General features: G+C 44.9%; 24 protein-coding genes. 16 read left to right on the top strand and 8 right to left on the bottom strand.

Annotated features, from left to right (window positions below; translation table 11 throughout):
- The first annotated feature begins 101 nt into the window (after positions 1–101).
- On the top strand, positions 102–254 hold the full coding sequence (locus O8C65_04935; protein MCZ7356257.1) for a hypothetical protein: 153 nt from the start codon (positions 102–104) through the stop codon (positions 252–254).
- On the opposite strand, the gene O8C65_04930 is transcribed toward O8C65_04935, so the two are convergent.
- The 3 genes from O8C65_04930 to ftsA form a co-directional block, all read right to left on the bottom strand.
- Positions 232–612 (bottom strand): type II toxin-antitoxin system death-on-curing family toxin, encoded by a 381-nt coding sequence (locus O8C65_04930; protein MCZ7356256.1) that lies wholly within the window; start codon positions 610–612, stop codon positions 232–234. The genes O8C65_04935 and O8C65_04930 overlap by 23 nt on opposite strands.
- A 174-nt stretch (positions 613–786) precedes the next feature.
- Positions 787–1,272, bottom strand: coding sequence for a tryptophan-rich sensory protein (locus O8C65_04925; GenBank protein ID MCZ7356255.1), 486 nt, complete (start codon positions 1,270–1,272; stop codon positions 787–789).
- 12 nt (positions 1,273–1,284) lie between these two features.
- On the bottom strand, positions 1,285–2,631 hold the full coding sequence (gene ftsA, locus O8C65_04920) for a coenzyme F390 synthetase (protein MCZ7356254.1): 1,347 nt from the start codon (positions 2,629–2,631) through the stop codon (positions 1,285–1,287).
- 449 nt (positions 2,632–3,080) lie between these two features.
- Here ftsA and O8C65_04915 point away from each other — a divergent pair, with 449 nt between their 5' ends.
- A complete protein-coding gene (locus O8C65_04915) occupies positions 3,081–4,913 on the top strand; it encodes a tetratricopeptide repeat protein (protein ID MCZ7356253.1) in 1,833 nt (610 codons plus the stop codon).
- Positions 4,914–5,102: 189 nt separating this feature from the next.
- Here the strand turns inward: O8C65_04915 and O8C65_04910 are convergent, their stop codons facing one another.
- The 3 genes from O8C65_04910 to O8C65_04900 are packed head-to-tail and all read right to left on the bottom strand — an operon-like array spanning position 5,103 to position 5,901.
- On the bottom strand, positions 5,103–5,456 hold the full coding sequence (locus O8C65_04910) for a DUF86 domain-containing protein (GenBank protein ID MCZ7356252.1): 354 nt from the start codon (positions 5,454–5,456) through the stop codon (positions 5,103–5,105).
- Positions 5,453–5,749 carry a nucleotidyltransferase family protein gene (locus O8C65_04905; protein MCZ7356251.1) on the bottom strand — a complete coding sequence of 99 codons (297 nt, stop codon included), beginning with the start codon at positions 5,747–5,749 and terminating at the stop codon, positions 5,453–5,455. The genes O8C65_04910 and O8C65_04905 overlap by 4 nt, the downstream gene beginning before the upstream one ends.
- The gene (locus O8C65_04900; GenBank protein MCZ7356250.1) at positions 5,746–5,901 is read right to left on the bottom strand and encodes a hypothetical protein; all 156 of its coding nucleotides are present in this window, start codon (positions 5,899–5,901) and stop codon (positions 5,746–5,748) included. Before O8C65_04900 ends, O8C65_04905 begins: the two co-directional genes overlap by 4 nt.
- A gap of 514 nt (positions 5,902–6,415) precedes the next feature.
- Here O8C65_04900 and O8C65_04895 point away from each other — a divergent pair.
- The 7 genes from O8C65_04895 (at position 6,416) to O8C65_04865 (ending at position 13,821) form a co-directional block, all read left to right on the top strand.
- The gene (locus O8C65_04895; GenBank protein ID MCZ7356249.1) at positions 6,416–7,147 is read left to right on the top strand and encodes a hypothetical protein; all 732 of its coding nucleotides are present in this window, start codon (positions 6,416–6,418) and stop codon (positions 7,145–7,147) included.
- Between the two features lie 41 nt (positions 7,148–7,188).
- Positions 7,189–7,512 carry a cupin domain-containing protein gene (locus O8C65_04890; GenBank protein MCZ7356248.1) on the top strand — a complete coding sequence of 108 codons (324 nt, stop codon included), beginning with the start codon at positions 7,189–7,191 and terminating at the stop codon, positions 7,510–7,512.
- 339 nt (positions 7,513–7,851) lie between these two features.
- Positions 7,852–9,504: a hypothetical protein gene (locus O8C65_04885; protein MCZ7356247.1), complete on the top strand. Its 1,653-nt coding sequence runs from the start codon at positions 7,852–7,854 to the stop codon at positions 9,502–9,504.
- Positions 9,504–9,791, top strand: a complete 288-nt coding sequence (locus O8C65_04880) for a hypothetical protein (protein MCZ7356246.1) — start codon at positions 9,504–9,506, stop codon at positions 9,789–9,791. The genes O8C65_04885 and O8C65_04880 overlap by 1 nt, the downstream gene beginning before the upstream one ends.
- 34 nt (positions 9,792–9,825) lie before the next feature.
- On the top strand, positions 9,826–10,761 hold the full coding sequence (locus O8C65_04875; protein MCZ7356245.1) for a TRC40/GET3/ArsA family transport-energizing ATPase: 936 nt from the start codon (positions 9,826–9,828) through the stop codon (positions 10,759–10,761).
- 5 nt (positions 10,762–10,766) lie between these two features.
- On the top strand, positions 10,767–11,708 hold the full coding sequence (locus O8C65_04870; GenBank protein ID MCZ7356244.1) for an ArsA family ATPase: 942 nt from the start codon (positions 10,767–10,769) through the stop codon (positions 11,706–11,708).
- A gap of 73 nt (positions 11,709–11,781) precedes the next feature.
- Positions 11,782–13,821 (top strand): DNA topoisomerase I, encoded by a 2,040-nt coding sequence (locus tag O8C65_04865; GenBank protein ID MCZ7356243.1) that lies wholly within the window; start codon positions 11,782–11,784, stop codon positions 13,819–13,821.
- 2 nt (positions 13,822–13,823) lie between these two features.
- Here O8C65_04865 and O8C65_04860 read toward each other — a convergent pair whose 3' ends face one another.
- Positions 13,824–14,045 carry a sulfurtransferase TusA family protein gene (locus O8C65_04860; GenBank protein MCZ7356242.1) on the bottom strand — a complete coding sequence of 74 codons (222 nt, stop codon included), beginning with the start codon at positions 14,043–14,045 and terminating at the stop codon, positions 13,824–13,826.
- 197 nt (positions 14,046–14,242) lie between these two features.
- Between O8C65_04860 and O8C65_04855 the strand changes: the two genes are divergently transcribed.
- The 6 genes from O8C65_04855 to O8C65_04830 all read left to right on the top strand — a co-directional run bounded on the left by O8C65_04855 (position 14,243) and on the right by O8C65_04830 (position 20,418).
- The gene (locus tag O8C65_04855) at positions 14,243–14,593 is read left to right on the top strand and encodes a roadblock/LC7 domain-containing protein (protein ID MCZ7356241.1); all 351 of its coding nucleotides are present in this window, start codon (positions 14,243–14,245) and stop codon (positions 14,591–14,593) included.
- 71 nt (positions 14,594–14,664) lie between these two features.
- Entirely contained in the window at positions 14,665–15,837 is a 1,173-nt protein-coding gene (locus O8C65_04850; protein MCZ7356240.1) for a redox-regulated ATPase YchF, read from the top strand.
- Between the two features lie 492 nt (positions 15,838–16,329).
- Positions 16,330–18,414 carry a minichromosome maintenance protein MCM gene (locus tag O8C65_04845; protein MCZ7356239.1) on the top strand — a complete coding sequence of 695 codons (2,085 nt, stop codon included), beginning with the start codon at positions 16,330–16,332 and terminating at the stop codon, positions 18,412–18,414.
- Positions 18,415–18,423: 9 nt separating this feature from the next.
- Positions 18,424–18,708, top strand: a complete 285-nt coding sequence (locus O8C65_04840) for a DUF424 family protein (protein ID MCZ7356238.1) — start codon at positions 18,424–18,426, stop codon at positions 18,706–18,708.
- A complete protein-coding gene (locus O8C65_04835; GenBank protein ID MCZ7356237.1) occupies positions 18,705–19,364 on the top strand; it encodes a hypothetical protein in 660 nt (219 codons plus the stop codon). Before O8C65_04840 ends, O8C65_04835 begins: the two co-directional genes overlap by 4 nt.
- Positions 19,357–20,418, top strand: coding sequence for a phosphoserine phosphatase (locus O8C65_04830; protein ID MCZ7356236.1), 1,062 nt, complete (start codon positions 19,357–19,359; stop codon positions 20,416–20,418). The genes O8C65_04835 and O8C65_04830 overlap by 8 nt, the downstream gene beginning before the upstream one ends.
- On the opposite strand, the gene O8C65_04825 is transcribed toward O8C65_04830, so the two are convergent.
- Positions 20,381–21,520 (bottom strand): TIGR04013 family B12-binding domain/radical SAM domain-containing protein, encoded by a 1,140-nt coding sequence (locus O8C65_04825; GenBank protein ID MCZ7356235.1) that lies wholly within the window; start codon positions 21,518–21,520, stop codon positions 20,381–20,383. The two genes, O8C65_04830 and O8C65_04825, sit on opposite strands and share 38 nt — an antisense overlap.
- Before the next feature lie 35 nt (positions 21,521–21,555).
- On the opposite strand from O8C65_04825, the gene O8C65_04820 reads away from it, so the two are divergent.
- Positions 21,556–22,383, top strand: coding sequence for a hypothetical protein (locus O8C65_04820; GenBank protein MCZ7356234.1), 828 nt, complete (start codon positions 21,556–21,558; stop codon positions 22,381–22,383).
- The last annotated feature ends 4 nt before the right edge of the window (positions 22,384–22,387 follow it).

Here is a 22,387-nt window from a genome sequence, read left to right as displayed (position 1 = left end):
GGGTTTGCTCAACACCAAACTTTTTTACAGTTCCAAAAAAGAGATAATATCTAAAAATAGATAAGCATGTCTTAAATACAAAGATAGCCAAATGAACCAAAATGGTAAAATGTCTGAAGAAAGAACCTCTTGAAGCACCAACCCACCCATTAGTCGCAGAAAGGGAATTGGGATTATCCCCAGAAGAAAAGCAAACTGTGAAAAAAATAATGTTCAGGAACGATAAAGTCCTCAGAATGTTAGCCGAGATGTAATCTTCTTCGCCTTTTCTTTAATCCATTTTTCTATCGTTTTGATAGAGATCTTGTATTCAGCGATATTTTGCATAAAGCCGACTTTCTCTTCGGCTTCTGCCTCCAGATAATATCCCTCATCATCAAGTACTTTTTCGGCAGTAACTAATGCTGTCCTCTTATTCCCATCGAAAAATGGATGCTGCGCAGTAATCGTGTGTAAAATCAAAGCTGCTCTCTTGAAAATAGTATTTTCACGGTTCACCTTATAGACCAATAATTCCAGCGTCCCATTATCACGTATTCCATCGGTTCCACCGTATTCTTTTATGAGTTCGTCGTGAATTTCTATTATTTTATTTGCTGTAAGATATTCCATCAGGCTCCTCTTTACGCCCTATTGTACCACCATTCCAAGAACTTTCCTGATGGAATATCTGCAAAATTTAGTCAGCAGATTCATCTCGCATGGACTCATCCCTTTAAACCTGCCGCTTGTTGTGATTGTTCCCGCCCCAACAAATACGTGCAAATAGCCCTTTCTTTGGGGTACTCATGGATTGAGCCTCATTATGTAGAAATTAAGAATCGCAGCAAAACTTACCCAGATAATGTAGGGCAGGAGCAATAATCCCGCAGTCCTGGAAACCTTTGAAAAATAATATATTGTAAGCGCGATCGCTGCCCAGAGTATAACGATATCCACGAAAGCATAGAATGGAGAGTGAAGCTCAAAGAACAGAAGCGACCAGAGTACATTCAAAACAAGCTGGATACTAAATATGGAGAGCGAGGTTTTTACTTCCTTATTCGGCCATCTCTTCCACACAAGAAAAAGTGATATCCCCATCAATACAAAAAGAATGGTCCACACGGGAGCAAAAACCCAGTTCGGTGGGTTGAAAGATGGTTTTTGCAGGGATGCATACCAGGTAGTTATTGAGGGAATTGTAAAAACCGAGCCAATGAATCCTGCGAAAAGACAAATCGCTATGCTCATTATTAACTTTGCGATATCGATCACGTTTCTTCTGTCCATACTTTCAAACCTCTATCTTCTATCCACGAGGCGCCTGGGTCTTCCCTTGATGCGATGCAGTTCAAGGTCTTTAGGCCCTGCGAAGTTGAAGACCATCTTGAACATTCCCTCACTGTGGGCTTGTGCAAGCTGCGGCTTAAATTTGAAAAAAGCCTTCAAGAAATTCTCTTCCACAAGCGCCCTGTCACACTTTTCCGGGTCAAAGCATTCAACGCTCAATCTCATTATGATCTCTCCCTCATCTTCCCCTCCGTAGAGGAAAGCCTCGTATTCACCAGTAAGGTATTCCATGTTCTCGCGCTGGAAAACCCCTCGTTCCACATCCACCCGGTTGAAGGGCGTCCCTGCCACCCAGCAGGTCTCGGATTCTCGCTGCGGATTCGTGATCTTCATGTGGGTCCTGCCGCAGGGGCATCTTTCTCTCGTAACGACAGCGGAGGTATCCTCGGTGTCGTAATTGAGAAGGAGGCTTCCGCACTTTCCCCCAACTGGTAGGAGCGTTGTCAGAACCACCCTTCCGCATTCCCCATCTCGCACGAAGCCGCTCAACCCGGGATCGTAGATATCCAGATGCACAAGGTCCTCTGGAACATGTAGCCCGCTGACGTCAGTGCACTCTCCGCACATTGTTCCCTCGGTGCTTCCATAGGTGTTGTAGACATCGCATCCCCATAGTTCGGCAAGATAGGCGCGCGATTCATCCGCGAAACTTTCACCGCCCACGACGAGCCGCTTGACGCTGGACTCTTCTGGAAGGATCTTTTCTTCTTTCATTTGCCTGGCAAGTGCCAGCAGCTTGAAAACACTTCCCACTATTCCCGTAGGCCTGTAATTTTTTATGACACGCGCGGGGAAGGTGCATTTCCCTTCCGGGATTATCGTCATACCTATATCACGGGCTGCAAGTGTCATCGTGTTGGCGCCGACATTCATTCCATAGGAAGCGCACACAACTACCCTGTCACCGGGTCCAAAACCCTGCGAGATGAATATCCTGGCGTATTTCTCAGCATACCGCTGCCAGTCCTCCCACGTGAGAAAGAATGCTTTTGGCGTTCCGCTTGTCCCGCTCGTCTCGTGAAGCGTAAAAATATCCTTCCAGTCCACGCTCCTGAAAAGAAAATCCGAACTCTCGGGGGGCTGATTCTCACGGATTGTTCTTCCTGAAATTATCGGAAGTCCTCTCAGGTCTTCATGGGTGCGTACCTCTGATAGTTTAATGCCATGCTCATGGAACCATTTCCTGTAAAAAGGCGAATGCTCACTTGCGTATTTGACCGTGTAGCGTATACGCTCTTCCACAAGAGCATCGAGGTCACCCCGACTCATGGTCTCTATTCTTTCGTTGAAGAACACAATTAAATGTTGTGGCTTTTGGGATATAGGTTTTTGGGATTTTGAAAATATGATGTTAATTTTGAAAATATGGCAGAGAGAACTTACAAGAATTAAATAGCTGCTTAAAATAACTCTATCCTTGTAGTTTCTTGAAACTGATACTTAATTTTTCACTATTCAAGTACGGGGTTATGGTCAAATTGTGGTTATGTTTTATCCATTATTTTTGAATAATTGATGAATAGTTTTTTTCATTATGTGGCAATCTCTTAAAATAGTTTATATTTAAAGACATTTTAAGTTTCATAACTTATCATTATATAATTGCAGAGAAAATCATTTTTTCTTAATTCTTAAAATAATTTTATTAATTCCTGAAATCCTCTATCCAATTTATATTAGGTGGACACCATTATAATAATTAATTTTATATGCATAATGAGAAGAAAACGAAATAAGGCTGGAATAACATGACAATAAAGGCATTAACATTGGGTTTGGTTTTGCTTCTGCTTTTAAGTGGGATTGCTAAAATTGGTTATGCTCTTACAGACTCAAATGGCGGAATAAACCCACAGGATGCGGATGCGTGGTTTAATAAAGGGCTCTCTCTTTTTAACATGGGCAGGTATGAAGATGCATTAGCAGCTTTTGATAAAGCTACCGAAATAAATCCACATGACGCAGAGGCATGGTACAATAAGGGAGTCGTTCTCGATAAACTGGGCAGGTATGAAGATGCATTAACAGCTTATGATAAAGCTATCGAAATAAATCCACAAAACGCAGATATTTGGAACAATAAAGGAGTTGCTCTGGGTGAAATGGGCAGGTATGAAGATGCATCAGCAGCTTATGATAAAGCTATCGGAATAAATCCACAATATGCAGAGGCATGGTACAATAAAGGAGTTGTTCTCGGTGTATTGGGCAGATATGAAGATGCATCAGTAGCTTTTGATAAAACTATCGAAATAAATCCACAAAACGCAGTGGCGTGGTACAATAAAGGAGTTGTTCTCGATAAACTGGGCAGGAATGAAGACGCATTAACAGCTTACGATAAAACTATCGAAATAAATCCACAAAACGCAGAGGCATGGACTGGCAAAGGTGTTGCTCTCGGTAAACTGGGCAGGTATGAAGATGCATTAGCAGCTTTTGATAAAGCTCTAGGAATAAATCCACAAAACGCACAGGCATGGAACAATAAAGTAGTTGTTCTTGATAAGCTGGGCAGGTATGAAGATGCATTAGCAGCCTTTGATAAAGCCATTGCAATAAATCCACAAAACGAAGAGGCATGGAACAGTAAAGGAATTGCTCTCGATAAGCTAGGCAGGTATGAAGATGCATTAGCAGCCTTTGATAAAGCCATTGCAATAAATCCACAAAACGAAGAGGCATGGAACAACAAAGGAGTTGCTCTCAAAAATCTAGGCAGATATGAAGAAGCTAATGAAGCCCTTAATAATGCTATAATTTACAGCAAAAAAGATATCGTAATCGGGACTGATATTTATGTGGAACCAAGCACTAGTGAATTCATAAACCAATTAAAATTAAATATACGGTCATTAATTGACCCTAACTCATACATTAAACCTCAAAATATCCGGCTAAATTACAAATTGAATGGACTTGCCAAAAATGATATATTTGCTTATTCCAATGGTTCCTATAATGGGACAATATCAGTTGATTTGAAGCAAAATTTAGATTTCCCTTTCGAGGACTTAACCACTGAAATTTTAGTTTCTCCAGCGAATAATACTCTTGGGATAAATATACCTACCTCTTATTTGATTAACTCTACAGACACAACTATTCTTATTAATGCATGGAATCAACCGAGAACTCTTGAAATAATTAATAAAAACAATAAAATAAAAATTACAGTAAATAGGGCAGATAAATCGGAAAGCATCGTATTATATATTTTTGGAGTAGCAATTAATTTTTTATATCTTTATTTCTTCATCATTTATAATCCAAATAAGAGGTTAGATATAATGACTGCTTTTACCAATCTCGGATTTATTTTCACTGTGACGTTTGTCATTTCTAATATGAAAGGGCATTTTTTGAATGTTTTTGCAATACCGTTTATATTTTCAATAATCGTTTTTTCAATAATTGCTATAAAAAGAACCCGGTTTATGGGGAAAAATAATATTCAAGATATCGAAAAAGAAAACAAAGCTTCAAAAGATGAATCGAAGGAAATGTTAAAACAGAGTGACGAAAAAATAGCTGAAATAAAAGAAATGCAAGCTGAATTGAAGCACGATGAAGAAGATTAAATTAAAATCTGAATGAAATATATATAAAAGTTTTTTTGCTTTACCAATAATCAAGAAGTTATTGGTTAAAGTCCTGTGTTTGTGACTTTATTGATGAGTTGGAAGACTGCATATAATTTTTGTTATGCATTTTTGAGATAGCTTCCATAGATATCTCCAATCAAACTACTATCAAATGCAGACTTGGGATTATCCACCCCTCTCCATATCTTCCAGAACCTTTGAGACCGGGATTTTCAGGTGAGGCACATCTTCCTTTGCTGTCTCCCATAAAATTTCTGAATCAACTCCAAAATATTCATGAACAAGCCTGTCCCTCATTCCTGCCATCTTTTTCCATGGTACTTCTGGATATTTCTTTTTTATTTGTTCGGGGATATTCTTGGTAGCCTCACCGATAATTTCTATGGCGCGAACCACGCTGTAAATTGTCTTTTTATCTTTAATGAACTCCTCAAAATCCATTCCCTCAATGAAATTTCCAGCATCATTTATGGAATCAAGTATGTCCTGAACAAAATCCCCATAATCCCGTTTCTTCATACGTTGATTACCTCTTCAAGAATATGCTTGCCAATTCTTGGTTTTAAAGCCTTCCTGGATACAAGATCTACTTTGACTCCCGTATTTTTTTCCAGAAATTCCTCCAGTTCCATAAATTCAAAAAGACCCACAGGCTCCTGAAATTCCACCAGAATATCCAGATCGCTGGATTTCTTTTGTTCTCCTCTGACGTATGAGCCAAAAACTCCGAGTGTTTTAACTTTATATTTCTCTTCAAGAACAGGTTTATTTTCTCGAAGCTTCATGATAATCTGGTCAATTTTCTTTTTCATGCCGCCAGCTCCCCATTCATTTCACTGATTATCATATTCATTCCATCCCCAATGGGCCGAAAAATGATGTTGCGTCCGTCAAATGGCGTGCCCTCAATATGGAAACTTGAGGCAACATGTTCTTTCATCATCCCCATCCTTTTGGACTTCATTGAACTTTAATGCTCCTGACTTCCAAAAACTCATTTCTGGAAATTCCTGTACACTGTTTTATCGTAGACCCATGCATATTACACACTTATTAATTTTTGTCATAGTATATAAAGTATAATTTTTATCATTTATTTTTTAATAGTAAAGGAGTCATAACTTCCAGTAACCGTGAACCAAGCAAATAATTTCTTTTAAAATTTTGTTGTTTGGTGTTGGACAATTATGAATGGAACACAGATGACACGGATTTGACGGATTTTCACGGATAATTTCAATCCGTGCGCATCCGTATCATCTGTGCAATCTGTGTCCCGTCTCGGTTCGTCTTTGTTCAGCAAAAACCATCCGAACAACTTTAACACCAAAAGATTTTACACCATCCTTCCGAATAATTATAATGTTCGCGAAGATTCATCATAAAACATCACGGTAACTTTGCCCATCAACCGCGCTCTCAAGAACCAACTATTTATCTCTTAAAATCAATATCCCTCTAAAGGAGCAGCAGTGGAGATGAAACAGATACAGATAACATTAACACCCCCGGAATCGAAGAGAATTATAGCCATGGGAGTGAAGAGGCTTCCGGTTATCCAGCAGGCCATGAAAAAGGGAATAATACTGATAGCTCTTGGCACCACGAACGCATATGTTGCAGAGGAGCTTACAGGCAGGCAGATAGACCATTTCAGATACGGTGCGGGATACATTGATGGGACTGCAGCGGTTGTTCCGCAGGATAAACGCCTTCCCCAGATCGCCCTGAAGAACGGGAAGGAAGTGAATTCAGAAACCATAATAAAAGAAATGACGGCGCAGGATGTGGTCATAAAAGGGGCAAACGCCATTGACCCTCAGGGAGTGGCAGGTGTGATGATGGCAAATCCGGCCGGAGGTACAACGGGAACTATACTGGGGCCTGTCATGGCCAGAGGTATAAACCTCGTCATTCCGGTGGGACTTGAAAAATCCATTCCATACTCGGTAATTGAGATCTCAAAACGAATAGGTATCCAGCGGTGCAGCAAGGCAAACGGTCTCCCGGTGGGATTGATGCCGCTTTTCGGTACGGTTGTTACGGAGATCCAGGCGCTGGTCCTGCTTGGCGCTGAGGATGTATTCCCGATAGGCGCGGGGGGTGTAAACGGGGGCGAAGGCTCCATAACGCTCTGCGTCACGGGGGAAAAAACCGATGAGATTTTTGAACTTGTGCAAAAGGTAAAAGAGAAAAAAGGGGAATTTTAGCAGATCGACAGCGGATGAACGCATAAATAGGTAAAAAACTCATGTTCTTAAAACAGATAGAAAATGGTCTTGACCTCACGGATGAGGCAAGAAACATCGCAGCAGTTTATGATACATCGCTTCAGCCAGGTGAAACCATTCCGGTCCATTATCATCCGGGGCTTGAAGAGATCTACTATATCCTTTCAGGATACGGTGCAATAACAATAGGAGAGGAAACACGGGAAATTTCACGTAATGATGTTGTGTATATACAGCCGCTTGCGCCACATACTTTATTGAATACAGGAAAAGTACCTTTGAGGTTCCTTACTGTATCTGTAAGGATAGTGGAGAACAAGGAAGATATGCCCTATACCGCTTAAAAAAAACCCCGCTATATTTTCCTCTTTTTGCGTTCATTATCTGAGACTTTTTAATTTATTCTGGATAAATGAGTCCCATCCGGGATAATCTACCACAGAGGACACGGAGAGCACGGAGAGTTGTTGCGTTTCTCTGTGTCCTCTGTGCTCTCTGTGGTTTTTCAAACCAGAAAATAATAAAAAGTCTCCATTATCCACAAGATATAATATGATGCTCAGTGCCACCGATGCAGTTGCAGGGCAGCCTGCGCGAAAAAACACATAGCGAAACCTTAATAAACATTGATGGTGTTTTCATGATGACACCAATGGGGGTGTCGGAAAAGGAGGATTTGAAGGATGTTGGTGAACGCAGCCATGATACTTATTGCAGGTATCATAGTCTATCTTCTGGTCTACTATTACAGGGTGAAAAAGATCGATCGCGACGTAATGAAATGTGACCCGGCGCGGGCAACCCCGGCCAGGGTCTATATGGACGGCGTGGAGTATTTCCCCACAAACAAGTTCGTGCTCTTTGGCTTCCAGTTCAAGAGCATAGCAGGCCTTTCGCCAATCGTGGGAGCAATCACTGCCGCCCTGCTCTGGGGCTGGCTGCCCGCGCTCATCTGGATACTTGTGGGAAACATCTTCATCGGCTGGGTGCAGGATTACTTTTCCTGTATGGTCTCATTGAGGAACGAAGGCAAAAGTTTCGGTCCGCTGTCATATGAACTCATAAGTCCGCGCACAAGAAACATCCTTATGGTCTTCCTTGTTTTCTACCTGATCCTTATCATGGCTGCCTTCGCAAGCCTCGCGGCAGGAATGCTCAAGGCAAGTGTCAATTCCATTCTCCCGACCGCAACGGTAATCTTTGCAGGTATATTTGTAGGCTTACTCATCTATAAATTCAAGATTAACCCATTCGTGGGAACCGTATCAGGTATAGTGTTAGTTATAGGTGGCATTTTTGCTGGCGCATCACTTCCGGTCAGCATCGCTGACGTCAATATCTGGCTTCTGGCCCTCCTTGTGCTCTGCTTCATAGCCGCCCTCACGCCGATATGGAGCTTCACCCAGCCCACGATCTATATGTTCTTCTACGTGGTGTTCTTCGGGCTCATAGCCCTCGTCGCCTCCCTTATTTTCGGCCACCCTGATTATGTCATACCGAATTATACCGGTTTCTTTGCGGGATTGACGGGTTCAGCCGCAATGCCTCTCTGGCCTCTCCTTTTCGTAACGATAGCTTGCGGGTCTGTCTCGGGCTGGCACAGCCTGGTGAGCAGTTCAGCTACCTCAAAGCAGATAGAGAACGAACGCGACGTCGCTCCGGTAACCGCGGGTTCCATGCTTGCCGAAGGGGCGCTTGCCCTTCTGGCGCTCTCCATCGTGGCCGTGCTCCCGGCATCGAGCACACAGGGTCTTCCAGCCGCGGCAATATTCACAAAAGGGGCAGGGTCGCTCCTGGGGGGTAGCAATACGGCCCTTGCATATGTGGGGCTCATATTTATTGCCCTGGCGCTTGCCGTCATGATGCTTGTGGTGCGCCTGGGCAGGCTTACGATACATGAAATAGGCGGGGAAAGAGTGCCCCTGCTCCGGAACAAGTACATTGCCTCCATACTCTTCCTGGCAGTGACTTTTGTACTGGCAAGCCCCACCTTCGGGGGCACATGGTTCTATATCTGGGTTTTGTTCGGCGGGTCAAACCAGCTCATGGCAGGGCTTTCACTGATGCTTATTACGTTATGGCTTATCGATACCAAAAAGAGCTGGATGATCTCAGGAATCCCCGGAGTATTCATGATCATCACGACGATCGCGGCCCTGGGTTACGCGAGTTATCAATCTCTTACAAAGGGATTTGCCTCGACCCCGATCGCTGCGGGGAACATAGTGGCAGGAATCATAGGGGTCATTCTGATAATCGCAGCACTTATGATGTGTATTGACATATACGGAGCTTTCCAGAGAAGAAGAATTAGCCGGCAAAATGAGGTGCAATAATGGATAAGCAGAAAAATGAGAAAAAAGGACTCGCATCTATAAAGAGCGCAATCAAGGACTTCGTATACGGGATGGCGGCGCATGACATGGTGACATATTCGCTCCGAACCCGCATGCATATGGAGAATCTGTTCATGCTTATCGTCATGGGCGACATGCTGGGGATTCCGGTGCTTCCGCCGTATTATTCGCTGCGTCTGCTGCCTCATGTCGTGCCGCATGTGAAGACCTGGAAAAGGACACTCCTGCGGGATCGCGATGTGACTGACAGGATGTTCGGAGGATGAATCTATTCTCAAAGACATAATTGAACGCCCCGGTATGAAGTACCTGCTCTTCGCAGGTAAGGGCGGTCTCGGAAAGACCACTCTTTCAGCAACTACGGCGCGCTATCTTGCATCAAAGGGTAAAAAGGTCATCGTTTTTTCGACCGACCCGCAGGCATCCCTCACCGATGTATTCGAGCAGGACCTTTTCGGTAAAGGTGAAGTGCAGCTTGTCCCGAACCTCTTTGCCCTTGAGATAGATGCCGACAGGGTGGTCTCGGAGTACCAGGCCAGTGTCAGGAAAAAGATTTTGGACATGTACGGCGAGGTGCCGGAAGAGATCGAAGATTACATCAAGAGCGCATCAGCGCAGCCTGCCATGTCTGAAAGCGCCACATTTGACAGCATGATTGAACTCATTATGGCAGGGAACTATGATTACTATATCTTCGACATGATGCCGCACGGGCATGCTATACGGTTCCTCTCCATGGCATCCCTCCTTGACGTCTGGATAAACAAAGTCGTGGATATACGAAAGGATTCGCACGATGTAGACGACAGGGTCAAAAGGATATCAGGCAAAAAGCAGGAATCCGGGGAAATGGGAATTCTGGAGGAGCTCCAGGATATCAAGAACCGGCTAGGTTTCATGGCAAAGATCATAGGCGGACGTGATACGACCGCTCTCTTCTACGTGGTCATCCCTGAACAGATGGCTATCCTTGATACCGAGATAGCGATCAAAGAGTTCAAGAAATTTGGGATTGAACTATCCGGGATCATCGTGAACCAGGTGTACCCGCGCGAGTTGCGCGATGACCAGAATGTGCCCGATTTCCTGAAGAGCAGGGTCAGAATGCAGCAGGGCAACATGGAAATCATACGCGAGAAATTTGGTGACAGGCTAGTGGCAGAGGTTCCGATGATGGATCGCGAACCGAAAGGACTGGCTATGCTTGAAAAGACTGCCGGTATAGTGTATGGGTGAAAGAGATGAGTAAACTTACTGAAGGAAAAGCCAAATATCTTTTCTTCGGGGGTAAGGGAGGCGTGGGCAAAACAGTAATGGCCTCGGCAACAGCGATTTATCTTGCATCGATGGGCAAGAAGACGCTCCTTTGCAGCACGAACCCGGTGCACAGCCTCTCAAGCTGCTTTGGACAGCAATTCATTGGCCGCGGGGAAGCGCCAGTGGAGGGATGCAGTAACCTCTTCGCACTTGAGATCGAGACAGGTGCAACAGTTGAAAAGTACCGCGAGAATACGCGCAGCAAGATCCTTGATTTCCTGAAATATGCAGACATCCCGATAGACCCCACGCCTTTCGTGGATGCTGCGACCACGAACCCTGCCTTTGAAGAATCGGCGATGTTCGATAATGTCATGGATGTGATACTCCAGGACAGGTATGATTGCTATATCTTTGATACGGCCCCGGTCGCGCATACATATCGCCTTCTTGGAATGAGCAAGATGTACGACATGTGGCTTGGGAAAATGATAAAGAGCAGGGAAGAGGCTATGTGCCTGAAGAAATCGCTTTCTTTCAAAAAGGAGAAAAAAGAGGTTTGTGACCCCATGGTCGAAGGTCTTCTGGAATCCAGGCGTAAGACCGAGGAGATAAGAAAGCTCCTCACCGACCCTGCCCTCACAGCATTCTATTTTGTCACGCTTCCGCTTGCACTCCCAATTTCAGTCGTGGAGCGGTTCATCTACTGGGTGAGAGCATTCCAGATTCCCGTGGGCGGGGTGATAGTGAACCAGGTCATGCCACATACGGACTCACACTCTTCCTTTGTCGTGAATAAACAGGCCGAACAGGAGCATTATCTTGAACTCATCGATAAAAAGTTCGGGGGGCTGGTTGTGGCAAAGATCCCCATGTTCGAGGATGAGATCAGGGGAATCGAGATGTTAAAGAAGGTTTTGAAATAAGGTCTTCAGGAAGTTTGGCAACCAAAACTATTTAAATAAGTTACAGACTAATCCAGACGGCTCTGAGGATACGATGCATCTTATCATAACAGAAAAACATGATACTGCCAAGAGAATCGCGGCAATACTTGCGGAAAAGAAGCCGACGAAGGAGAGAATAAACGGAGTCGACACGTATAAGTTCGACGGTACGAAGGTCATAGGACTGTCAGGGCATATCGTGGAAGTGGATTTTCCCAAGGATTACAATAACTGGCAGAAAACAGACGTAAAAGACCTGATACATGCCGATGTATTGACGATACCCACACATGCCAATATTGTTACTGCCATTCGGAAACTCGGGAAAGAGGCAGACCATCTCACCATTGCTACAGACTACGACAGGGAAGGTGAGTTGATCGGCGTGGAAGCGCTGAAGGTGATAAAAAAGGTAAATCCGGATATATCGGCAGACCGGGTGCACTACAGCACCATAACCCCGGGAGAGATAATAAAAGCCTTCTCTACCCCAACCAAAATAGATTTCAATCTTGCAGCCGCGGGAGAGTCGCGGCAGGTCATTGATCTGATATGGGGAGCCGTCCTCACACGTTTTGTGTCGCTGAGTTCAGGCAGGCTCGGAGACAAGTTCCTCTCTGTGGGAAGGGTGCAATCGCCCACACTTGCAATAATAGTGAATCGCGAAAAAGAGCGCGATATTTTCGTGCCTGTCCCCTACTGGGAACTCTTTGCTAAACTTGTGAATGGGGGAGAATTCGAAACCCAGCATAAGAATGGGCGATTCCTGGACAAAGCCGAGGCCGAAGCTATAATGGCGAAACTCGGAAAAACCGGCACCGTAAAAAGCATTGCACTCGGGAAAAGAACCGAAAAGCCCCCAACCCCGTTCAATACCACGGAGTTCTTGAGGGCAGCGAGCGCGATAGGGATTTCAGCAGCAAATGCCATGCGCATAGCCGAGTTCCTCTACGTTAATGGGTTCATTTCCTACCCGCGAACCGATAATACCGTTTATCCAGCGACCCTTGATACAAAAGACATTATCAAATCGTTTCTAAATACCGAATTCAAGGAGTACGCGCAGAAGCTGCTTTCCATGGAGCTCACCCCCACACGGGGCAAAAAGGAAACCACAGACCATCCACCCATCCATCCCGCTACGCCTGTTAAAAGAAGCGAGCTCAGGGAGGATGAATGGAAAATATACGAACTGGTGGTGAGACGGTTTTTTGCAACATTCGCAGGAGAGACCCATTGGGAGACCATGGCAATCACGGTAGATATCGGCGGCGAGGAATTCGGTGCGAACGGTGCCAGGCTTATCGACCCGGGCTGGAGATGGTACTACTCATATAATGTTCCTGAAGATAGGATATTGCCCCAGCTTATGGAGGGCCAGGTTTTGACCGTAAAAGAAGTGAATCTCGTCGGGAAGGAGACCCAGCCCCCTTCAAGATACGGGCAGGGCCATCTTATAAAGATCATGGAAGACCTGGGGATCGGGACAAAATCTACGCGCCATGAAATAATATCCAAGCTCTATTCAAGGGCGTATGTGCACGGCAATCCCTTGCAGCCCACGAAGACCGCTTATGCCGTCATTGAAGCGCTTGAGAAATATGCAAACACTATTACGAAACCCGAGATGACAGGCAAGCTGGAACATGACATGGATGAAATATCCGATGGCAAGATCACCGAGGATTTCGTCGTCAAAGAATCAAGAGAGATGCTGGATGAGGTGTTCAGGGACATGTCTAAAAACAAGGAACTCATAACAGAATCCCTGAGGAACGGGTTGTACGAAGACCGTATTATAGGGACATGCCAGAAATGCTCTTCCGACCTCATAATCCGCAAATCCAAAAAAGGCTCACGGTTCATCGGATGTTCTGCTTATCCGAAATGCGATTTTACCCTGCCGTTGCCAAAAAGCGGACAGATTGTGGTCACTGATAAGCAGTGCGATGAACATGGTCTTTATTACATCAAGATAATAAATAAAGGGAGGCGCCCCTGGGACATAGGATGCCCGCACTGCAATTTCATTGAGTGGAAGAAGAAACTCGAAGAAGAGAAGAAAGCCAGTCCTAAAAAAGAAGCTGAATAAACTTATTCTCTTATGCGGATTATTATTCTAAAGAAATTCCCCTCATCTTTGATACTTACGATCTCCTGATCGTGGATCTTGCTCCAATTCGGTATGGTCTCCTTTGCTGTAAGGTCATCGGCAATGATCTCAAGTTCTTCACCAGGGTTCATTTCCGATATCTTGCGTTTCACATAGAAAAGCGGAAAAGGGCAAACCTTACCCCTTACATCAAGTTCTTCCATATGATCGTAAATGGATTTGATGATATTTCAATTTTATTACATTATTAATTCCATTGGATTTTGTTCCGTCTTTTTTTTAGCGGGTTTGATGAAATCTATGGCATCCCTTTGCCTTAAAAAAATCCTTCTTTGAAAAGGAAAAAAATATTAAGCGGTACGTCGATAGTAGATTAAGGGAAAATATGAAAGGGGGAAAGATGCATAAAATATTCAGTGAAATTTTATTTGATTTAGAAAAAGTTAAGGGTGTGAAAATGATCGCGCTGGCAGGACGAGATGGTTTTCTCATCGGCGATTATGAAAGTGATGAAATCGAAACGTTGACCATGATGTCAGCAGTCTTGTTAAGGGCCGCCGAGGCGGCCACCAATAAATTAGAAAAAGTAAGCCCCGATCGTGTGATCGTAGATTATGAAGGCGGTAAGCTTATTACAGCTACTGTCGGGCAGAAAGCACTGATTTCAGTTATGGCTGCGCAGGATGCTGCCCTTGAACCTATTTTCAGTGAACTTGAAAGGACCGTGGGCAGGATAAAAGAGATCCTTTAATAGTAATGAACTCAGGCAAATTGCGAAGCTAATTAGATAAGAGTTAAGTTCACTTGTGATGTATTCAGAGCATGGCTGTTTCGATAGCGCTTGCAGGAAAACCAAATTGTGGGAAATCAACGTTTTTCAAGGCTGCGACGCTGGCAAATGTTGAGATCGCAAATTATCCCTTCACCACCATTGATGCCAACCACGGGGTAGCGTATGTGAGAACAACCTGCCCTTGCAGCGAGTTAAAGCTCGATTGTGGAAACTGCAGGGAAGGTATAAGGTTCGTGCCCATAGGTATGATAGATGTGGCGGGACTTGTGCCCGATGCCCATAAAGGACGCGGGCTCGGAAATGCCTTTCTGGACAATTTAAGGCAGGCAAAAGCAATAATTCATGTGATAGATGCCTCAGGTGGCACGGACATAGAAGGGGCCCCGGTGCCGGTGGGTTCTCATGACCCTCTTCTGGATATAGAATTCCTGGAAACAGAAATAACGATGTGGATCTCTGGTATCTTAAAGCGGAACTGGGAAAGGCTGGCCCGTAAGGTACAGGCAGAGGGATTGAAATTAGAAGAGACAATTGCAGCACAATTGGAAGGCGCCGGAATTACTGAAGCTCATGTGAGAACAGCAATTACCAAGCTGAAACTTCCCCGCGACAAACCGCATATGTGGACGGATGAGCAGATAATCCAGCTTTCAGATTTGCTCAGGGCAGAAAGCAAGCCTCTTATCATAACAGCAAATAAGATAGATGTGGCGTCGCAGGAGAATATCGACAGACTTGTGAAAGTCGGAGCAATACCTGCAAGTGGAGCAGCGGAGGTGGCTTTACGCATGGCTGATAAGAGCGGGGCGATCAAGTACATTCCCGGGGATGCAGATTTTACAGAATCACCGAACTTATCTGCGGTCCAGAGAGAAGCGCTCTTGAAAATACGGGCATTGATGAAGAAAAATGGGGGCACGGGGGTCCAGAAATGTATCAATGAAACCGTTTTCAAGCTTCTTGACCTGATAGTAGTTTATCCTGTTGAGGACGAGAACAAGTTCACGGACAAGAATGGTAAGATGCTACCTGATGCATTCCTGCTCAAGAAAGGAAGCACTCCCAAAGACCTGGCTTTCATGGTACACACTGACATCGGCAAGGGATTTCTTTATGCAGTGGATGCCCGCACCAAGATGCGTCTCGGCGAGAAACACGAATTGAAGAACGGGGATATCGTGAAAATCGTCGCAGTGAAATAACAGTAGAGAAATGGGAGATCAAGCAAGCGTAAATTATAAATACTTTAGTTCGTATACATACGAATTGCAGTGGGCAGAAAAACCACTTTTTTAAATACACCACCCCCTAAAAATCCCTAACTGCCCACTATCCTCCTAATGAGCTTCCATGGAAAACGATATCATTGAAAATTCTCCAGTCGAAACAGGGGTAAAAATACCCAGAATTGCGTCACGGAAGGCAAAAAATGGTTGGAAATCAACATTATGAAATATGCAACCATGCCTATAACCGTGAAGTGCCGGCTGAATTTGTTGCGTTTAATATTTCATCATGATAATAACAATTATTATTTATTTCTCCAATAGAAATAAAGGGGTTGAATAATAAAGAGTAAAATAAATCATGAGCAGACATATTACTTCATTAAACATGTATAATTTAATTCGAATTTTATATCGGTTTAGCCTCTCGAAACCTTGATGTACTCTTCGTACTTAGTAGTTTCAAAAATGGCACAATCATCGAACCAGGTATGGGAAGATTTCTTCAAGCGTTATTACTGGGAGAGCATCCTTGAACTTGCCAAGAATTATCCGGAAAAACGCAGTCTGACGATTCAGTTTTCTGATCTTGAGCGGTTCGATATGGAGCTTGCCCGAGAACTTGTAGAACATCCCGATTCCGTAATGAAACATGCAAACGAGGCACTTGCGGGGATTGATTTGCCCGTGGATGTTGTTTTTTCCGGTGCCCATGTTAGAATTATCAAACTGCCGGAACGCATCCAGATACGGGAACTCAGGTCCGCCCACATCAACAAGTTCATCGCGGTTTCCGGCCTTATAAGGAAAGCCACCGAAGTGAGGCCAAAGATCGTAAATGCAGCGTTCAAATGCCAGAGATGCGACCATGTCACTTTGATGCCTCAGGGCGAGGGTAAGTTCGTTGAACCGTATGAGTGCGAGAACGACGTTTGCGGGCGCAAGGGCCCTTTTAAACTGGTCCATGAAGAATCGGAATTTATCGATGCGCAGAAGCTGCGGGTACAGGAATCACCTGACGACCTGCGAGGGGGTGAGCAGCCCCAGACGCTGGATGTGGATGTGGATGACGACCTTGCCGGGATCGTGGCCCCGGGCGACAGGGTGGTGGTTTCGGGGATATTGCGCTCATTCCAGAGAAGCACACAGCAAGGGAAGAGCACGTTCTTCGATCTCGTGCTTGATGGGATCTCCACCGAGATAGAGGACAAGGAATTTGAAGATATAGAAATATCAAAAGAAGAGATCGAGGAGATACTGGCACTTGGCAAAGACCGGGAGATCTATAAGAAGGTGATATATTCAATAGCGCCTTCCATATATGGTTATGAGGAAGTCAAGGAAGCAATGGCGATGCAGCTTTTTTCCGGGATACCGAAATCGCTGCCAGATGGGACACGCATACGCGGGGATGTCCATATCCTTCTTGTTGGTGATCCCGGAGTTGCGAAATCCCAGATGCTGCGCTACGCTGTAAGGCTTGCGCCGCGCGGTATTTATACAAGTGGCAAAAGCTCAACTTCCGCAGGTCTTACTGCCACTGCGGTCAAAGACGAGTTCGGAGAAGGGCGGTGGACGCTTGAGGCCGGTGCGCTCGTGCTTGCGGATATGGGGCTTGCGTGCGTGGACGAACTCGACAAGATGGAACCGGATGATCGAAGTTCAATGCATGAAGCAATGGAACAGCAAACAATAAGCATAGCCAAGGCAGGGATCATGGCTACGTTGAAATCACGCTGTGCGCTGCTTGGAGCGGCGAACCCAAAGTTCGGAAGGTTTGACAGGTACGAACCTATTGCAAAGCAGATAAACATGCCCCCTGCTCTTCTCTCGCGTTTTGACCTTATTTTCATCCTGACGGACGAACCATCGGTCAGCCGGGATACGGCGATTGCTGAACATATCCTGAAAGCACATTATGCCGGCCAGCTCTCGATGAGAAGGGATAATGTGCTCAATTCAGGCATAGAACAGGAAGATATCACAAAAGCCATGGAGGTCATACAACCAGTTATCCAGGCTGATATGCTTCGAAAATACATAGCTTACACAAAGAGGAACATATTCCCGATTATTGAGGATGATGCCAGGAAGCAGCTGATCGACTTCTATCTCAGTCTGCGAAAGCAGGGCGAAGACCCGAATTCTCCCGTCCCAGTGACCGCTCGCCAGCTCGAAGCCCTTATCCGACTTTCCGAAGCGAGCGCACGCGTGCGTTTGAGTAATATAATAACGACCGAGGATGCGGACCGCGTCATAAGGATCGTGATGGCAAGCCTTAAGCAGGTCATGACCGACCCGGAGACAGGAAGGCTTGATGCGGATATCATCAACGTGGGCATGGGCAAGAGCCAGCGGGACAAGATCAAGGTACTGAGAGAGATCATAAGGGAACTCCAGGATGAAAATAAAGGGCCGGCACCCATAGAAGACATTATAAGAAAGGCGGAAGAATCAGGTATCAAAAAAGATACTGTTGAAGATATGATACAAAAATTAAAGAGCGCGGGAGAAATAATTGAAGCGAGCAATGAACGGTTCAGGGTTGTCTAAAACATGTACATGAAAAAATATGATGCAGAGATGAAAATCATGGTCGCCGTCTGCGACACGGAAATAATAGGTAAAATTTTCCGGGAAGGCGATCTTGTTCTAAAATTGGAAGAGGGGTTCTATAAAGGTGATGAGGCTTCCGAGAAAGAGGTTAAGGAAGCCCTGTCTGGTGCAACCATCGCCAACATAGCAGGGGAGAAATCGGTGGCATGTGCAGTTGACTGCGGCTGCATAGACCCTGAAAACGTCATATTTATCAAAGGTGTTCCGCATGCTCAGATGGTGCGATTATGACCGGATTAATTGAAAGCGAAAAATTAATTGAACTTGTTATCGAAAAACATAAAAAATTTCTTGATGTATATAATACAGAATTTTCAGATATTGACAGCAAGTTAATGGCTATTCAGAAGAAAGCTGACGAGATTAAAAAAGAAAAAGAGACCACAGAATCAAGGATCTCTGTCCTTAATGAGAAATATCATTTGCTTTTCTACCAGGCTAAAAAACTGAGGGAAGAGGTATTCGGGCAGGTGATCGAAAAGATGCGGTCCATTAAGGCAGCAAATCTTCAAGATATGGTACGCCTTTCGGGAAGGATAGAAGAGATTGAGAAAAAGGTTCAGGATTCAAAAAATATTGAGGATGAAGAAAGGATAATAGTGGAATTAAAGAGACATTTCTATGATTTTGAATCCGGGGCAAGGAAAGGTGGAGTGATCATAACCTGCAAGGCGATAGTAGATAAATTGAACGAGGCCAATTCTTGCCATAAGGAATTCCTCTCTATTGGGAGTAAACCCAAACAGCAAACTGTATCCGCCCAGGATTATGATAAACAAGAGAAAGAAATCGAAGGCCGTCATAGCTGGTTGAGGCACAGGATAGAAAGTCATAACAGCGCTTCCACTTACTGGGAAAAACAAAAAGGGGGAATAAAGGTTGACTGAAATGGATAATGCAAATTCAGATAATCTCCCGGCGCAGGTTCATGAACAATTGCCAGCGTTATTACCAGAAGCGCCTGATGAGGTGAAAATCGAAAATGCATCGCATCAGGAAGCAGGGAAGAAGGAGGATGTGCCTCAAAAAGTATATCCGAAACTTCCGGAACGGGAATTGAAAGAAAAAATAAATGTTCTCAGGCAAAGGATTGAACAAAATGAGAGAGAACTGAAGAATACCTTCAGGGAAATCTCGCTGCATAATGATGTGGGGCAGGAATCAAAGGCCAAGCGTGATAGTTTGAACGCAAAGGTGAAAGAACTTTCCCCGAAAGCGGCAGACCTTAGAAAAAAACGGGATGAAACAAATGCAAGGATCGCGGAGCTGAAATCCATGAGGGATAAGCTCAAGAACAGGGGAAAGGAATTCAGTGAGAAAATCGGGGAACTTAAAAAAACGCGTGACGATCTGAACACGGAAGCAAGGGGTAGATTCGAAACTCTTGAGAAAGCTTACAGCGAGGAACTCAACATTTTCCTGACTGCCGACATACCGCTTGAGCATGAAATCAATGTCTATAATCGGCTCATCGAACTGGCCAGGAGACTTGAAGCCACCAAAAAAGCCAATGTGATACATAATGAGATTTCTGTAGAATATAACCAGGCAAAGGGGATCTTTACAGATATGGATTCTTTGCATGCGAAGATCCAGACCCTTGCACAGGAATCCCAGAAATACCACGAGGAGATGATAGCGTTGTATAATGAAATCGACGCGATCAGAAAAGAGGCTGATTCTTACCATGCCCAGGTATCAGAGAAATATAAGGGCATAGCTCCGCTTCGAAAGAGAATAAGCGCTCTCAAGGCTGAAATTCCTAGACTCAGGGATGAGCTTGGAGTCTATCTTGAGCAGATGAAAGAAATCCAGTTATCTAAGGATGAGAAGAAAACCGAAGGGAAACGTGAACTTGCCAAGGAGAAGTTCCAAAAATCAGGGCGCGTGAGTCTGGAAGAGTTCAGGATTCTTGTTGAGAATAAGGATATCCAGCTTTAGACCACCTGCCGCTTGTTTTTCCATGAAGTGCAAGTTCGCCCATTATTTTTCCCACCTCTCCCGATAATGGGGCTGGCCTCCCGCCCTCAAGCGCCGTCCCCGGCAGAGGCATAAAAAAATGCGAATGCACTTTTCCTCCTTTTCCGGTGAGCAATTTGATAAGCCTGAGAGTTTCAAGCTGGTCGTCACTGGTCTCATAGGGCAGCCCGAAAATGAAATCCACCACGGGCGTGAATCCATGCTGCAAACATTTCTCGGCCCCGATAACGATGTCTTCAACGGTGTGACCCCGGCGTATAAGGTCGAGGATTCTCTGGCTTCCGGACTGTCCCCCCATGCTGATCGTGGTATTTGCGCAATGTTCGGATACAAGCTCAAGAAGCCTGTCGCTTATGAATTCAGGCCTGACCTCCGACGGGAATGTGCCGAAAAATATATTCCCATCGCGCGGCAAAGAGGAGAGCAATGCCTCTATCTTTTCAATGCGCGGATGGATGCCGTCAGAGCCATAGGCAAATGCGTTGGGGGATGTGAACCTCACGTCTTTTAGGAACTTTGCGTACCTGCATATCATATCAATGCTGCGGTGCCTCATCCCGTGACCGAACAACTGCGGCGTCTGGCAGTAAGCGCATTTGAAAGGGCAGCCCCGGGTAATTTCTATTGTGCTGTGAATCACGTCAGGATTAAAAGGGGGGTATCTGTCCAGATCGATGCTCTCTCTCTTTCCAGTGAATATCATCCTGCCATCATTTTTGAATGCCATACCTTTAATTGAGGAAATATCCTTTCCATTTTGCAGCGCATCTGTGAGTTCCGGTAGTGTTCTCTCGCCTTCTCCAATGACCACATAATCAAAATACTCAAGCGTCTCCTCGGGGCGAGCCGAAGGATGAGGACCGCCGGCAATGAATATTGAGCTTGTTTTTGATTGCTCCACTTCGCGAAAAATATATGAAGCCTGCGGCGTGGCAAAGCTGTAGATCATAATGCCATCGACCGGCCCCGAAACAATATTTGAGCCGGGAAGAAGAGGCACAAGGGCTGCGATGCTCTGCATGTTATTTCTAAAATACCTGAAATTGATATGAGAGAAATCCATTAAAAAGTCTTTTACATTATGGAATACTAATAAACATGGTGGAGAAATTACCGGATAATAATAGGTTCCTAAAAATTCTGACGGTAATCATCAGTATTTTATTGATCGGCACGTCCGTTCTACTATTTGATAATATTCAAAAATTGAAGCTTCAAGATATAACTATAGGCGAACTCAAGAATCTTTCAGAAAACCAAAAAGAAAGGATAACCCGGCTTGAATCAAGCATAGCTGACCTCAGGCAGAATTTATCCATGAAAGATGAGCAATTAAGAAACGAGACTGTGGCCAGCCAGAAACTTCAACAGGAAATCATCAACCTCACAATGGTCGCCAAGAGCGACTATGGCGTGGTAGCGGTGGACCAGAACGAAATAGGTCATGTGATCCCGGTGGAGGTCGTCCTGAAGAACGGAAATGGCAGTCTCTTTATCAATGTTGCCAACGTGCTTTTCGATCCGACGCTTCAATTCTCAGCGCAGACCGCAGTGCGTGTCGCCCGTGAAGTAACCAGGACAAGCCTTTCTAATAAAGATGTGTTGATCAATATAGAAGCACCCGTGGAAGCGCCGGGTTTGGAGATTGCGGGAGGGAGTGCGGGCTCTGCCATGACCCTTGCGGTTATAGCTGCCATGGAGGGCAAGAAACTTAGGAATGACGTGTACATAACGGGGACAATAAACGAGGACCATTCAATTGGCAAGATCGGGGCAGCGAGGGCAAAAGCGCTTGCTGCGAAACAGAATGGGGCAGTTATGTTCCTCGTGCCGCTGGGGCAGGCAAGTGATGTAGGCTATATTGGAATCGAAATAAGGGAAGTTGGAACAATCGAGGAGGCTGCAAGATACGCGATCTCCTCCTGAAAAC

The sequence above is a fragment of the Candidatus Methanoperedens sp. genome (assembly GCA_027460535.1).
Taxonomy (GTDB): domain Archaea; phylum Halobacteriota; class Methanosarcinia; order Methanosarcinales; family Methanoperedenaceae; genus Methanoperedens.
This window is presented reverse-complemented; position numbering and strand designations above follow the sequence as displayed.

Bases quoted from the DNA above. Each gene is read 5' to 3' on its own strand.
- O8C65_04935 (MCZ7356257.1), top strand. From the start codon at position 102: ATGGTAAAATGTCTGAAGAAAGAACCTCTTGAAGCACCAACCCACCCA.
- O8C65_04930 (MCZ7356256.1), bottom strand. From the start codon at position 612: ATGGAATATCTTACAGCAAATAAAATAATAGAAATTCACGACGAACTC.
- O8C65_04925 (MCZ7356255.1), bottom strand. From the start codon at position 1,272: ATGGACAGAAGAAACGTGATCGATATCGCAAAGTTAATAATGAGCATA.
- O8C65_04915 (MCZ7356253.1), top strand. From the start codon at position 3,081: ATGACAATAAAGGCATTAACATTGGGTTTGGTTTTGCTTCTGCTTTTA.
- O8C65_04910 (MCZ7356252.1), bottom strand. From the start codon at position 5,456: ATGAAGAAACGGGATTATGGGGATTTTGTTCAGGACATACTTGATTCC.
- O8C65_04905 (MCZ7356251.1), bottom strand. From the start codon at position 5,749: ATGAAAAAGAAAATTGACCAGATTATCATGAAGCTTCGAGAAAATAAA.
- O8C65_04900 (MCZ7356250.1), bottom strand. From the start codon at position 5,901: ATGAAGTCCAAAAGGATGGGGATGATGAAAGAACATGTTGCCTCAAGT.
- O8C65_04895 (MCZ7356249.1), top strand. From the start codon at position 6,416: ATGAAACAGATACAGATAACATTAACACCCCCGGAATCGAAGAGAATT.
- O8C65_04890 (MCZ7356248.1), top strand. From the start codon at position 7,189: ATGTTCTTAAAACAGATAGAAAATGGTCTTGACCTCACGGATGAGGCA.
- O8C65_04885 (MCZ7356247.1), top strand. From the start codon at position 7,852: ATGTTGGTGAACGCAGCCATGATACTTATTGCAGGTATCATAGTCTAT.
- O8C65_04880 (MCZ7356246.1), top strand. From the start codon at position 9,504: ATGGATAAGCAGAAAAATGAGAAAAAAGGACTCGCATCTATAAAGAGC.
- O8C65_04875 (MCZ7356245.1), top strand. From the start codon at position 9,826: ATGAAGTACCTGCTCTTCGCAGGTAAGGGCGGTCTCGGAAAGACCACT.
- O8C65_04870 (MCZ7356244.1), top strand. From the start codon at position 10,767: ATGAGTAAACTTACTGAAGGAAAAGCCAAATATCTTTTCTTCGGGGGT.
- O8C65_04865 (MCZ7356243.1), top strand. From the start codon at position 11,782: ATGCATCTTATCATAACAGAAAAACATGATACTGCCAAGAGAATCGCG.
- O8C65_04860 (MCZ7356242.1), bottom strand. From the start codon at position 14,045: ATGGAAGAACTTGATGTAAGGGGTAAGGTTTGCCCTTTTCCGCTTTTC.
- O8C65_04855 (MCZ7356241.1), top strand. From the start codon at position 14,243: ATGCATAAAATATTCAGTGAAATTTTATTTGATTTAGAAAAAGTTAAG.
- O8C65_04850 (MCZ7356240.1), top strand. From the start codon at position 14,665: ATGGCTGTTTCGATAGCGCTTGCAGGAAAACCAAATTGTGGGAAATCA.
- O8C65_04845 (MCZ7356239.1), top strand. From the start codon at position 16,330: ATGGCACAATCATCGAACCAGGTATGGGAAGATTTCTTCAAGCGTTAT.
- O8C65_04840 (MCZ7356238.1), top strand. From the start codon at position 18,424: ATGAAAAAATATGATGCAGAGATGAAAATCATGGTCGCCGTCTGCGAC.
- O8C65_04835 (MCZ7356237.1), top strand. From the start codon at position 18,705: ATGACCGGATTAATTGAAAGCGAAAAATTAATTGAACTTGTTATCGAA.
- O8C65_04825 (MCZ7356235.1), bottom strand. From the start codon at position 21,520: ATGGATTTCTCTCATATCAATTTCAGGTATTTTAGAAATAACATGCAG.
- O8C65_04820 (MCZ7356234.1), top strand. From the start codon at position 21,556: ATGGTGGAGAAATTACCGGATAATAATAGGTTCCTAAAAATTCTGACG.